This is a genomic window from Nostoc sp. NOS(2021) (genome assembly GCF_017115025.1).
Taxonomy (GTDB): Bacteria; Cyanobacteriota; Cyanobacteriia; order Cyanobacteriales; family Nostocaceae; genus Nostoc.
This window is the reverse complement of record NZ_JABXKM010000081.1, coordinates 1-12982: the sequence shown is the minus strand read 5'-3', so window position 1 is coordinate 12982 and position 12982 is coordinate 1. Positions and strand designations below refer to the sequence as shown.

The window sequence follows — 12982 nt, the reverse complement described above, 5'->3', positions numbered from 1 at the left end:
AGCTTTACGCGCTGTAACTCATGCCAACAATACAGCAGCTAATACGTAATGAGCGCGAACAAGCGCGTCAGAAAACCAAGTCCCCGGCTCTGAAGCAATGTCCCCAACGTCGGGGAGTTTGTACCAGAGTATACACGACCACACCAAAAAAGCCTAACTCAGCTCTACGCAAAGTAGCAAGAGTAAGACTTACCTCTGGATTTGAAGTCACAGCTTACATTCCAGGCATTGGTCACAACTTACAAGAACACTCAGTTGTGATGATTCGTGGCGGTCGGGTTAAGGATCTACCAGGCGTGAGATACCACATTATCCGTGGCACCTTAGATACAGCCGGAGTCAAAGACCGCAAGCAAGGCCGCTCCAAGTATGGAACCAAGCGGCCCAAAGAAGCGAAAAAATAGGATTAGGCGATTAATCGCATCCAACACGATTAATCGTCTACCTTAGAAGCGCCCAAAGACAAAAAACGATCACCGCCTGTGTTCTAACAGAAGTTATGAAGGCTGCTAAAGTCTGTTTCAAAAAATCAAGCAAGCTATACCTACACTAAGCGAGCAAGTGTAGAAGTTCTGAGGAGAACGCTGTAACCCACAGCATAGTTTTCATCTGGACATTAAGGTTTATAATCTTGTCGCCTTGAGTATTTAGTTGCAGGTAGCAAGTCAAACAATTTTAGATTTGCGATTTACGATAGCGTAGCGTTAGCGAGTTTTCTCCCAAGGGGAGACGCCAAGCGCGAACGAGCGTCTTTTGGATTGGTCGAACCCACAAGGGGATAAGGCTTACAGATTTTTGATTTTTTCCGCCCCTTGTGGCGGGAACATATACAGAAAACTTTTAATCCAAAATCCAAAATCTAAAATCTAAAATTGGCAGTCAATAAGTCAGCCTCGCTGCAACGGTCGAAAAAAATTGAGGAAGTCTGAGGGTTAGGTTACACCGCTTTTAGTTTCCGGTGTCTGATAGCATATAATTTCGTTGCCAATTCCGAATTAAAGGTGAAGTATGTCTCGTCGTGGTGTTATTCAAAGGCGCCCAGTTCCGTCTGACTCCGTATATAACAGTCGCCTTGTGAGCATGATTATCAGGCGGATCATGCGTCATGGCAAGAAATCGCTTGCCGCCCGGATTGTTTATGATGCATTGAAAACTATTGAGGAACGCACTGGTAGCGCTGCCTTAGAAACCTTTGAAAGAGCAGTGCGAAATGCCACGCCTTTAGTAGAAGTAAAAGCTCGGCGAGTTGGTGGAGCAACCTACCAAGTACCAATGGAAGTGCGTTCAGAACGGGGCACTACCCTAGCACTGCGTTGGTTAGTGCAATATTCTCGGTCTAGACCAGGCCGGACAATGGCAAGCAAACTGGCAAATGAGTTAATGGATGCTGCTAACGAAACTGGAAATGCCATTCGCAAACGGGAAGAAACGCACCGGATGGCGGAAGCTAACAAAGCATTTGCACACTATCGTTACTAAGTAAAAAAACGATATATCGCCCTCCCAAAGCGGTATATCGTAGATTTACAAAAAAAGACGGTTTTCCGTAAAAGTATAGAATCTTAACAAAGAGTAATATACAAGATATCATGGGGCAAAAACTATAGGAGGTAGCTGTGGCACGCACGATCCCGCTAGCGAAAGTACGCAACATTGGTATTGCGGCGCATATAGATGCGGGCAAAACAACAACAACAGAGAGAATATTATTTTACTCTGGGATAATTCATAAAATTGGCGAAGTTCATGAAGGAACTGCCGTCACAGACTGGATGGAGCAGGAGCGGGAGCGGGGAATTACCATTACTGCTGCTGCTATCAGTACCAGTTGGAAAGATCATCAAATTAACATTATCGATACTCCGGGTCACGTAGACTTCACAATTGAAGTTGAGCGTTCCATGCGCGTGTTGGATGGTGTAATCGCAGTATTTTGTTCTGTAGGCGGCGTGCAACCGCAGTCCGAGACAGTGTGGCGACAAGCAGACCGCTACAAAGTTCCTCGGATCGCCTTCATCAACAAGATGGATCGCACTGGAGCGAACTTCTATAAAGTTCACGAGCAAATGCGCGATCGCCTGCGGGCGAATGCGATCGCTATTCAACTACCAATTGGTAGTGAAACCGAATTCCAAGGGATCATCGACCTGGTACGACTGCGTGCGTATATTTACGCAAACGACCAAGGAACCGATATCCAGGAAACTGATATCCCCGCCGAATTGCAAGCGCAGGTAGATGAATACCGCGTCAAGCTAGTCGAAGCAGTAGCAGAAACTGATGACACTCTGATGGCTAAGTACTTCGAGGGCGAAGAACTAACAGCAGACGAAATCGCTCTTGCCCTGCGTAAAGGCACAGTTGCTGGCACAATCGTACCAGTACTTTGTGGCTCGGCATTCAAAAACAAAGGCGTGCAATTGATGCTGGATGCCGTTGTCGATTACCTACCATCGCCAAGTGAAGTACCGCCAATTCAAGGCTTACTGCCAAATGGCGATACTGTTGAGCGGCGGGCTGATGACAACGAACCCCTAGCGGCTTTGGCATTCAAGATTATGGCTGACCCTTATGGTCGCCTGACATTTGTTCGCGTTTATTCTGGTGTGTTGAAAAAGGGTAGCTATGTCCTCAACGCTAGTAAGAATAAAAAAGAACGGATTTCCCGCTTAGTTCTGATGAAGGCAGATGACCGACAAGATGTCGATGAACTGCGAGCGGGTGATTTGGGAGCAGCGCTGGGACTGAAAGACACCTTGACAGGTGACACCATCTGTGATGAAGGATCGCCAGTAATTCTAGAATCCCTATTCATTCCTGAGCCAGTAATCTCGGTGGCGGTTGAACCCAAAACCAAGAACGACATGGATAAATTATCCAAGGCTCTGCAATCTCTCTCAGAAGAAGACCCCACCTTCCGTGTCCACGTCGATCCGGAAACCAACCAAACCGTGATCGCAGGGATGGGAGAGCTACACCTAGAAATTCTAGTAGACCGGATGTTACGAGAATTCAAGGTGGAAGCGAATGTAGGTGCGCCGCAAGTAGCTTACCGGGAAACAATTCGGAAAGCTGTGAACAAAGTTGAGGGCAAATTCATCCGCCAAAGTGGTGGTAAAGGTCAATACGGTCACGTTGTGATCAATTTGGAGCCTGGAGAACCCGGTACTGGTTTTGAATTCGTCTCCAAAATTGTCGGGGGTACAGTACCGAAAGAGTACATCAGTCCAGCAGAACAAGGAATGAAAGAAAGCTGCGAATCCGGTGTTCTGGCTGGATATCCCTTGATTGACGTCAAAGCGACGCTAATTGATGGGTCATATCACGATGTAGACTCTTCGGAAATGGCTTTCAAAATCGCTGGCTCAATGGCGATGAAAGAGGCTGTGCTGAAAGCTTCACCCGTCCTCTTAGAGCCTATGATGAAAGTTGAGGTTGAAGTTCCTGAAGACTATATCGGGAATGTCATTGGCGACCTAATTGCCCGACGGGGGCAGATTGAAAGCCAAAGCACTGAACAAGGACTCGCTAAGGTGACATCCAAAGTCCCACTGGCGACCATGTTTGGCTACGCTACTGATATCCGGTCGAAGACCCAAGGTCGGGGCATCTTCTCGATGGAGTTTAGCCGCTACGAAGAAGTACCTCGCAACGTGGCTGAGGCAATCATTGCTAAAGGCAAAGGGAACGCTTAGTTAAAATAAGGAAATGAGCATTCATGGCACGCGCAAAGTTTGAAAGGAATAAACCCCACATCAATATCGGTACCATTGGCCACGTTGACCACGGTAAAACCACGTTAACAGCAGCCATCACCATGACCTTGGCAGCTATGGGTCAAGCTATAGCTAAGGGCTACGATCAAATCGATAACGCCCCAGAAGAAAAGGCACGGGGTATTACCATCAATACCGCTCACGTTGAGTATGAAACCGAAAATCGGCACTATGCTCACGTAGACTGTCCAGGACACGCTGACTATGTGAAGAACATGATCACCGGCGCTGCCCAGATGGATGGTGGCATCCTCGTAGTAGCTGCTACTGATGGCCCAATGCCCCAAACCCGCGAACACATCCTGTTGGCAAAACAGGTCGGTGTTCCCAGTCTGGTTGTCTTCTTGAACAAGGAAGACTTGATGGATGACCCAGAACTCTTGGAACTAGTGGAACTGGAACTGAGAGAATTGCTTTCCAGCTACGATTTTCCTGGCGATGATATCCCCATTGTCAAAGGATCTGGTCTGCAAGCTCTCGAAGCAATGATCAAGAATCCTAAGACAAAAAAAGGTGAAAACCCTTGGGTAGACAAAATCTACGAATTGATGGACGCTGTGGATTCTTTCATCCCCACCCCGGAGCGGGATGTTGATAAGCCCTTCTTGATGGCTGTAGAAGACGTATTCTCAATCACAGGTCGTGGTACTGTCGCCACAGGTCGGATTGAGCGGGGTATAGTCAAAGTTGGCGATAACGTTGAACTAGTGGGTATCAGAGATACTCGCGCCACTACCGTAACTGGTATTGAAATGTTCAAGAAGAGTCTTGACCAAGGTATGGCTGGGGATAATGCTGGCGTACTGCTCCGGGGTATCCAGAAGGCTGATATTGAACGGGGTATGGTAATCGCCAAACCAGGTTCAATTAAACCTCACATTCAATTTGAAGGTGAAGTGTACGTCCTAACGGAAAAAGAAGGTGGTCGTAAGACTCCATTTTTCTCCGGCTACCGCCCCCAGTTCTACGTGCGGACAACCGATGTAACCGGTACCATCAAAGCCTTCACTTCTGATGATGGTAGTGAAGCCGAAATGGTGATGCCAGGCGATCGCATCAAAATGACAGTAGAATTGATCAACGCGATCGCTATTGAACAAGGAATGCGCTTCGCTATCCGCGAAGGTGGCCGCACTATCGGTGCTGGTGTCGTCTCCAAAATTCTGAAGTAGCACCTTTTTGCTCATAACGAAGGAGCAGAGATGGTATTTATTGTGCCTCTCTGCTCCTTTCTCTTCCCTCTATAAATAAGGTAATAGGTTACAGGGGACAGGTGATAGTTTTCTGTAACCTATAACTTGTAACCTTTAACCTGTAACTACTCTCCTAATTACGCAGAACCTGGAAAATTAAAGATGGCAACTCTACAGCAGCAGAAGATTAGAATTCGTTTACAAGCTTTTGACAGGCGCTTATTAGATACATCTTGCGAGAAGATTGTAGACACAGCTAACCGCACCAACGCTACAGCTATAGGCCCAATTCCTTTACCAACAAAACGCCGGATCTATTGTGTGCTGCGATCGCCTCACGTAGATAAAGATTCACGGGAACACTTTGAAACCCGTACTCATCGCCGGATTATTGACATTTATCAGCCCTCTTCTAAGACTATTGATGCCCTGATGAAATTGGATCTACCATCGGGTGTAGATATCGAAGTCAAACTTTAATTAGTCATTAGCTATTCGTCATTAGTACTCAGACAAAGGACAAATGACATTAGTATGAATGAATTTTTACATAGCCCTGAAGAAATATATCTCAGGGCTTTTATTTAGCTAGGAAACAAATGATAGAATGTAGACAAAGTACGGGAAAAGCAGAGAAAAATAAATTTTAAAGATTAAGTTTATACCAAGGTAACAATGACATCATCTTCTAAAATTGCAGTTCGCGAACTACCTCTGTTCCCGTTACCCGAAGTAGTTCTGTTTCCTACCAGGCCATTACCCCTGCACATATTTGAATTTCGCTACCGAATCATGATGAACACGATTTTGGAGAGCGATCGCAGGTTCGGTGTTTTGATGGTCGATCCTGTTAAAGGTACAATTGCAAACACTGGTTGCTGTGCGGAAATCGTTCATCACCAGCGGCTGCCAGATGATCGGATCAAGATGATGACTTTAGGGCAGCAAAGATTTCGTGTATTAGAGTATGTTCGTGAAAAGCCATACCGCGTTGGCTTAGTGGAGTGGATTGAAGACCAACCACCGACTAAAGATTTGCGACCTTTATCTTCTCAGGTAGAACAACTACTGCGAGATGTTGTGCGTCTGTCAGCCAAATTAACCGAACAAAATATCGAACTGCCAGAAGATTTGCCTGATCTACCAACAGAGTTATCTTATTGGGTAGCCAGTAATCTTTACGGTGTCGCCGCAGAGCAGCAATTATTGCTAGAAATGCAAGATACTGTAACTCGTCTAGAGCGGGAAGCAGAAATTTTAACTTCTACTCGGAATCACTTGGCAGCTCGCGCTGTTCTCAAAGATACATTTAATCAAAAGTGAGGAGTGAGGAGTTAGGAGTTAGGAGTTAGGAAAAAATAACAAAAAATAACAAATTGACAACTTATAATTTATAGTCCCTAACTAATAACTGATAACTCTTAATTCCTAACTGATAACTCCTAATTTATCAAGTAACAGCCCTGATCGGCAAAACATTGTAAACGCCAAGAATTTTTAAAATTTCTGTGTGGTTAGTTAATTCTGCTAAAGCAGATTGCATTTGTGCTTCCTTAGCATCCGCTTCTAAATCCATGAAAAACAAGTATTCGCCTAGCGATCGCTTCGTCGGACGAGATTCAATCCGGCTAAGGTTAATCCCTAACTGAGCAAATATTTGCAAAGGTTTGACCAATGCTCCGGGTGTGTTGGCAGGCATACTAAAAGCTAGCGATGTATGGCTGGCACATGTTATTGATGCCTGGTATCCAGCCTCCGCTTCACCCTGACTTACTACCCAAAAACGAGTGAAGTTTTCTGGATAGTCGTTGATGTTACTGGCAAGTATGGGCAGGTTGTAGAGTTGAGCTGCTCTACTAGAGGCGATCGCTGCTGTTGTTGTGTCTTCCTCTAATCGCTGTAGTGCTTCGGTTGTGGAATTGCTGGGAATAATCTCTACAGTCGGGAGAAACCGCTCTAACCATCCCTGACATTGTGCCAAAGCTTGCGGGTGAGAGTAAACAGTTTTAATCCTATCTAAATTAGACGCACAGGAAATTAACATATGGGCAATAGGTAATACTAAAGCCAACTGAATTCGCAAACTGTCCAACTGCCAGAGTGTATCCAGTGTTGTAGTCACACTCCCTTCAATAGAATTTTCCACTGGCACAACAGCCAAGTGGGCTTGACCATCAGCAACGGCGTGCAGTGATTGAGAAATGGTGAGATAAGGGCTTAATATAGCTTCAACTCCCGTACTTTTGCTCAACCAGTTGACATAAAAAACAGCTGCTTGTTCTGTGTAAGTGCCAGGAGGCCCTAAATGTGCGATCGATAAAGTCATGCCTTTAGCCTTAAGTTGTGAGTTTAATCGGTAAACAGAGGTATGATATTTTGGTCTTGGCAAATATATTCAATATCTACTCTTAATAGACACTGTTATCTCTAAAATTTACGCACTAAACCAATAGACCGAAATATGTATCCAGGAAAACAAGTTATGGAAATCAGTCTTCTACCAGATAGATTTTCTGGTAGTTTTTTTGCTAAATTCCTCTGAAGATTTAAGAGCAATTATATTGGTTGCTGACCCAAGAACGATGCATATTCATGATTTTCTGTCAAGACTTAAATACTAATCTCTAATTTCTTGAACTAAAGATAGTAATGAGCGTACCAACTTTTTACTAATGATGTATAGCTGATAAGCAACAATCATTTTTATTGTCAATAAATTTTGTACTTTTCTAATAATCAGAACTAAGTTGTTAAAAAATATTAAAATTAAGAAACAGATATTTTTATCCGCTCATGGCTACCCGGTTTACTGCCTCCCAATCGGTTGAAATCGCTGTTCCAGAGCAGCCTATTCCCATTCAGCATTATTTGCGTCAGCCTCAACGTCTGGTTAGGGCTTTAGTTGACAATAGCCGGATTCAGCAGCTTTCTGAGGAGGTATTTCGCTTGAAAATGCGTCCGCTTACTTTTATGTCACTAAGTATTCAACCTACTGTAGACATGAGAGTGTGGGCAGAATCAAATGGAGTTATTTATTTGCGATCGCTAGGCTGTGAAATTCTGGGTTTCGAGTATATTAACCAGCGCTTTGCTCTCAATTTAAAAGGGTATTTGTCTCCCAAAGAGTTTAGCACTGGCACTCACCTGCAAGGAATAGCTGATTTAGAAGTGCTGGTGGATTTTCCACCGCCATTTTCCTTCACTCCTAAGCCAATTTTAGAAGCTACTGGCAATGGTTTGCTCAAAAGCGTGCTGTTGTCAGTCAAGCAACGATTATTAAATCAACTTTTGGCGGATTATCGCTACTGGGTGATATCACAAACTAAAGATAGAGGACTTGACGGTGACAGTACTGAATTACCAATCCTGAATGTCGAGTAATTATTTAATCACTCAACAACGCCAGTTGCTTCAAGTCGGCAGAGCCGCCCAACGCACTGGCTCCTCAGTAATTTGATTTGGCAAGGACGAAAAGACTGACGATGTAGGGGCGAGGGCCCGTATTGTTGCAAAGCCAGCAAATGCCGCTGGCTACCATAACCCTTATTACACTCCAGGTTGTACATAGGGTATTTTAATGCTAGACGCATTACCAGTTCGTCACGCCAAACCTTAGCAACAATACTAGCAGAGGCAATAGCGAGCGATCGCTCGTCCCCCTTAACTATTGTTTGTTGCGGCACTAGCAAGTCTTTGATTGACTGATTGCCATCAACCAAGCAGATTGTAGGCTGTACCTTTAACTTCAGTACAGCCCGCTTCATTGCTAACAGCGTTGCTTGCAAAATATTTATTTTGTCAATTTCGGCAGTAGAAGCAAACCCAATTTTCCAGTCTATAGCCAGCCCACTAATTTGTTGCGCTAGCTGAGTTCTACGAGAACTAGACAACTTTTTACTGTCTTTAATTTTAGCTGCCATCAGTATTGGCAAAGCATGATCTGGTAGGATCACTGCTGCCGCCACCACAGGGCCAAATAGGGCACCTCGCCCTACTTCATCCACACCTGCAACCAATCCTGGAATCCCTGACAAGGTAGAAAATTCCAGCCAACTGGATTTTTCCAAGGGTGCTGGCGATGTTTCTACCATAAAGCAAATTAATTATCCTCGATCGCGGAGGAACGACGGCGGCGACGACGGCTGGCAGTGGCGCTACTATTGCCTTCAGCTTCAGTTTCATCTGCGATCGCGTTCGCGGCGGAGGCAATCGCCGACAAGCGTCCCGAAGGATTCGCAGTCAACTCCGATGGTTGGGTTGTCTCTTCTATCAAAGATTTTTGTTCTGGTTCAATAACTTTTGGTGTCGGTATTTTGCTTGCAGTTATTTCAGATGTTGCTTTTTGGGCAATCGCGGTTATTTCAGATGTTGCTTTTTGGGCAATAGTTGATTCTGAGGTTGATTCAGTTGGGGTCGTTGGCAGTTGACCGGGCTGAATCACATTAATAATCACAGACTTGGTATTTTTAACCTCTTGCTCTAACTTCACCAAGGGAGATATTCCCATCAAGGCAAACATATCCTGTTCTTGGAGGCTCATTTCTACAGTTCTAATCTCCGGCGGTTCTACCACTGGTTTGATTGGCTCTGCCTTGGTAACTTTAATGCGCTCTACTCTTTCACTCCAACCTGGTTTACCAAGGGTGGGTGAGGGGATCTCTGGTGCAACTCCTAGTTCTGGTTCCACATCAAGGTCTAAGTCTGGCTCGTTGACAAAAGCCAGGGGATTGGGAACAACACGAGCTTCATCTTTCCCGTTTAACCCATTGATGCCAATTCGACTGCGGCGAGTGCGGGTACGACGCTTATTATCATTAAGTTCTTGATAACTAGGATGATTGATCAGATTAAGGTTACTCAATTCCGAGTCGCCGTCAAAGGCTTCTCCAAATCCATCATAGGTTTCTCGTGGTTCTGGGATGCGGGCAGATGGCTGACGTGGTTCTCCTCGGTGAGGCAGGGATACAAAACGCTCACGCTCTGGTGTCTCTGCCGGTATTGGCAATCGGTTTTCGATTTCTCCAGGCAGACGCACGATATGTCCTAAACCGCCACAGGTGGGACAAGTTTCACCAAACAATTCGTAAATGTTTTGACCCTGACGCTTGCGGGTGAGTTCTACTAAACCCAGTTCGGTAAGTTGGGCAATCTGGGGACGAGCTTTGTCTGCTTTGAGTGCTTTATTAAAGTGTTCGAGAACTTGCAGTTGGTCACGTCGCGATTCCATATCAATAAAATCAACGACGATCACCCCGGCGATATTCCGCAGACGCAACTGGCGAGCAATTTCTGTTGCAGCTTCGCAGTTTGTCCACAAAACTGTTTCTCTAGCTGTTGCCGATCGCGTAAAGGAACCTGAGTTAACATCGATTACGGTTAATGCCTCAGTCGGCTCAATGATGACATAGCCTCCAGAAGGTAGGTCTACTCTCGGTTTGAGGGCTTCTCGAATCGCGGCAGTAATGCGGAAGTACTCTAAAATTGGGGAGCGATCGCGGTGATGGTCAATCAACAATCCCTGCGGTGTTTGACCTCCACTCCAATTCTGCAAGTACTGCTTTACGCGCTTCAAACCAGTACTGGAATCCACGACAATCCGATTTACATCCGCGCCGTACATATCCCGCAATACGCGCTGAATGAAGTCATCGTCCCGGTTGAGCAGTGCTGGAGCACGGGTGGACTGCGCTTCCAGCTGGATCGCCTCCCATTGCTTTTGCAGCACCTCCAAATCTTCCATGATCGCTTCTTCTGGTTTGCCTTCGGCTTCTGTACGCACAAGCAAACCCATTCCCGCCGGTTTGACCAAAATCGCCAGCGCCCGCAAGCGGTTGCGCTCACTTTCACTTTTAATCCGTCGGGATAAATTTACGCCCCTGCCATAGGGCATCAGTACTACGTAGCGTCCGGGTAAGGTAATATTACCCGTGAGCCTGGGCCCTTTTGTCCCCGTTGGCTCTTTCATTACTTGCACCAAAACTTTCTGCTGTGGTGCTAGTAGTTCTGTAATTGCCGCAGCGGTACGCTTTAGCTTCAATGGCCCTAAGTCGGTGACGTGAATAAAACCGTTGCGCTCTGGGTCGCCAATATTCACAAAAGCCGCATCTATCCCAGGCAATACGTTTTCTACTACTCCTAAGTAGATATCACCTATTTGATGATGACCTGTAGCAACAACGAGTTCCTGTATTTGATCTTCAGAAAAAACCGCAGCAATTTGGTGCTGCTCCGCGATGATAATTTGTTTTGGCATTCAATTTCCTCAAAAACTGGCAGCACCAATAGGTTTGAAGGTTTGTTATACCTTTGTTGTCCTACAACCCTTAAAAGGTGCTACTGGTAATAAAAATCGCAAATCTGAGCTTCTAAGTTAAATAGCTATTGGCGCTCTTAAGAGCGTTTACACGGCTGCGTATTGTTTCAGCAATTAAATCAACCATCCGTGGTTGATTCGTGATGCAATACCCTCAATCAAGAGAGTTCTGAGTTGAAAGTTCTAAATCCTGAGTGAGCTTTTAACTCAGGACGCTTGATTTGAGAGTAACCTACTGAAGTCGTTAAGAAAAAGAAACTATTTCTATTTTCCATTCCCCGGATTTATCCTTAGGGTTATACTCAGCAACGCCAGCTGCTACCCTGCCTTCAGCTGCCCTAGCCTATGGCAAGCAGCCCTTTGCGCGTCTGTGAACGTCTACAAGTCGGCATAACCGACGGCAGTTGCTTCAACTCTAGAAAAGTAATGCACTAGCTCTTGGGTACTACTGTAGATTAGACATTCAGCAGTTGTTTAAAAAGCATGAACTTAGAGAAGCTAACCGAGCCTGCTGTTAGTTACTGATTCACAAGGTAGCTATAGAGAGAGTGTTCTTTAATCTGCCTTTTGTTTTTCTGGGATAAAATCCTAGAAGTTGCACTCTAATATGTATGCTTTCGCCCCCTGAATACCAGGGTAGTGAACCAGCTAATTCAATGCAGCGCCAGAAAATTTCTCTTCACACCATTCTAACGCAACCTTGCTAAAAATCAATTCTTACGATGTGCCATGTTAGGACAACTACTAGCAAGCTGCCCTACAGGGATTATACCCCTAAAATTAGCCGATTGCGGTGGATGTGCAGGAGTTGAAATTCTACACTAGCCACTGCCTCTAGCATAAACAGGATTTGTTCGGGACGCAACAGCAAACCGTCCTGGCGATAGCTACCTCGATAACGGATCACAGATGATATAGATTCTGCTTTGCTATTGTGGGTTTCTACTAATTCCAGTTCAAATAAGCGATCGCGCAGATTTATTAACTGGCTCTTGCCTGACTTTGTTATTTGCTCGTACCAAAGTTCCTCTTTTGCTTTGATTGTATCAATCCAGTTTTGCCATTGTATAGGTGTTGCTTCTGCAAGTGTTGCTACAGTAATCAAATACTCTGCGGCCTCCAGCAGTTGGGTCGCGGCACTAGCTTTTAAATCTATCTGCTCCACATTATATATAGGTATGTCTGTGGGCATTTCACGAGCCAACTGTTCTCGAAAAGTATCAACTTCTACTGGCACAGTTAACTCAAAATCTACTATTTCACCACTACTAGTAGCCCCTAGAGCCAAAGCAGTTGCTACAGAAATTCGCGGCATGGGATGAAACCCACCGGTGAAAGCGATTGGCAAGCTTGCTCGTCGCACAACTCGGTCAAACAGACGGATTAAATCTAGGTGGCTGATCAAAGCCATATTACCCTGTTTCCCAAACCAAACTCGCAGTCGTTGTGCCTTAGTTTTGTTGGGGACAAACTCCCCAGCGAATTTTGGGATAGCGGGTGATTCAATCACAACGTTATGACCAAAGTCTGTGCCACAGACGCCACAGTGAGAACAACCTTCAAAAGAGCAGTCGGGTACAATTGCAGCTTCTAAGGCGCGTTGTAAGTCTTCTTGGAGCCACTTTTTGTCAATTCCGGTATCAATATGATCCCAAGGGAGGGGAATATTGAGGGAGTGGGGAGTGGGGAGTGGGGAGTGG

11 protein-coding genes are annotated in these 12982 nt (G+C 45.3%); 7 read left to right on the top strand and 4 right to left on the bottom strand.

The features are described from left to right. The first annotated feature begins 20 nt into the window (after nucleotides 1–20). From rpsL to HWQ41_RS09815, 6 genes are all read left to right on the top strand, one after another. The gene (rpsL, locus tag HWQ41_RS09840; protein ID WP_012410236.1) at nucleotides 21–404 is read left to right on the top strand and encodes a 30S ribosomal protein S12; all 384 of its coding nucleotides are present in this window, start codon (nucleotides 21–23) and stop codon (nucleotides 402–404) included. A 604-nt stretch (nucleotides 405–1008) separates the two neighbouring features. Beyond that, nucleotides 1009–1479: a 30S ribosomal protein S7 gene (gene rpsG / locus HWQ41_RS09835; RefSeq protein ID WP_229465239.1), complete on the top strand. Its 471-nt coding sequence runs from the start codon at nucleotides 1009–1011 to the stop codon at nucleotides 1477–1479. A gap of 137 nt (nucleotides 1480–1616) precedes the next feature. Then, nucleotides 1617–3695, top strand: coding sequence for an elongation factor G (gene fusA, locus HWQ41_RS09830; RefSeq protein WP_292761996.1), 2079 nt, complete (start codon nucleotides 1617–1619; stop codon nucleotides 3693–3695). A gap of 23 nt (nucleotides 3696–3718) precedes the next feature. Continuing rightward, the gene (gene tuf, locus HWQ41_RS09825) at nucleotides 3719–4948 is read left to right on the top strand and encodes an elongation factor Tu (protein ID WP_292761993.1); all 1230 of its coding nucleotides are present in this window, start codon (nucleotides 3719–3721) and stop codon (nucleotides 4946–4948) included. 183 nt (nucleotides 4949–5131) lie between these two features. After that, a complete protein-coding gene (rpsJ, locus tag HWQ41_RS09820) occupies nucleotides 5132–5449 on the top strand; it encodes a 30S ribosomal protein S10 (protein WP_008232935.1) in 318 nt (105 codons plus the stop codon). A gap of 195 nt (nucleotides 5450–5644) precedes the next feature. Then, nucleotides 5645–6292 carry an LON peptidase substrate-binding domain-containing protein gene (locus HWQ41_RS09815; protein ID WP_292761991.1) on the top strand — a complete coding sequence of 216 codons (648 nt, stop codon included), beginning with the start codon at nucleotides 5645–5647 and terminating at the stop codon, nucleotides 6290–6292. Between the two features lie 127 nt (nucleotides 6293–6419). On the opposite strand, the gene pheA is transcribed toward HWQ41_RS09815, so the two are convergent. Then, entirely contained in the window at nucleotides 6420–7295 is an 876-nt protein-coding gene (gene pheA, locus HWQ41_RS09810) for a prephenate dehydratase (RefSeq protein ID WP_292761989.1), read from the bottom strand. A 467-nt stretch (nucleotides 7296–7762) separates the two neighbouring features. On the opposite strand from pheA, the gene HWQ41_RS09805 reads away from it, so the two are divergent. After that, the gene (locus HWQ41_RS09805) at nucleotides 7763–8350 is read left to right on the top strand and encodes a DUF1997 domain-containing protein (protein ID WP_292761987.1); all 588 of its coding nucleotides are present in this window, start codon (nucleotides 7763–7765) and stop codon (nucleotides 8348–8350) included. 8 nt (nucleotides 8351–8358) lie between these two features. Here the strand turns inward: HWQ41_RS09805 and HWQ41_RS09800 are convergent, their stop codons facing one another. From HWQ41_RS09800 to HWQ41_RS09790, 3 genes are all read right to left on the bottom strand, one after another. Further along, complete coding sequence (locus HWQ41_RS09800) at nucleotides 8359–9060, bottom strand: ribonuclease HII (protein WP_292761985.1); 702 nt, start codon at nucleotides 9058–9060, stop codon at nucleotides 8359–8361. Between the two features lie 8 nt (nucleotides 9061–9068). After that, nucleotides 9069–11222: an Rne/Rng family ribonuclease gene (locus tag HWQ41_RS09795; protein WP_292761983.1), complete on the bottom strand. Its 2154-nt coding sequence runs from the start codon at nucleotides 11220–11222 to the stop codon at nucleotides 9069–9071. A gap of 826 nt (nucleotides 11223–12048) precedes the next feature. Continuing rightward, on the bottom strand, nucleotides 12049–12982 hold a 934-nt coding region (locus HWQ41_RS09790; RefSeq protein ID WP_292761980.1), incomplete at its 5' end, for a TIGR03936 family radical SAM-associated protein.

Bases quoted from the DNA above. Each gene is read 5' to 3' on its own strand.
- rpsL (WP_012410236.1), top strand. From the start codon at position 21: ATGCCAACAATACAGCAGCTAATACGTAATGAGCGCGAACAAGCGCGT.
- rpsG (WP_229465239.1), top strand. From the start codon at position 1,009: ATGTCTCGTCGTGGTGTTATTCAAAGGCGCCCAGTTCCGTCTGACTCC.
- tuf (WP_292761993.1), top strand. From the start codon at position 3,719: ATGGCACGCGCAAAGTTTGAAAGGAATAAACCCCACATCAATATCGGT.
- rpsJ (WP_008232935.1), top strand. From the start codon at position 5,132: ATGGCAACTCTACAGCAGCAGAAGATTAGAATTCGTTTACAAGCTTTT.
- HWQ41_RS09815 (WP_292761991.1), top strand. From the start codon at position 5,645: ATGACATCATCTTCTAAAATTGCAGTTCGCGAACTACCTCTGTTCCCG.
- pheA (WP_292761989.1), bottom strand. From the start codon at position 7,295: ATGACTTTATCGATCGCACATTTAGGGCCTCCTGGCACTTACACAGAA.
- HWQ41_RS09805 (WP_292761987.1), top strand. From the start codon at position 7,763: ATGGCTACCCGGTTTACTGCCTCCCAATCGGTTGAAATCGCTGTTCCA.
- HWQ41_RS09800 (WP_292761985.1), bottom strand. From the start codon at position 9,060: ATGGTAGAAACATCGCCAGCACCCTTGGAAAAATCCAGTTGGCTGGAA.
- HWQ41_RS09795 (WP_292761983.1), bottom strand. From the start codon at position 11,222: ATGCCAAAACAAATTATCATCGCGGAGCAGCACCAAATTGCTGCGGTT.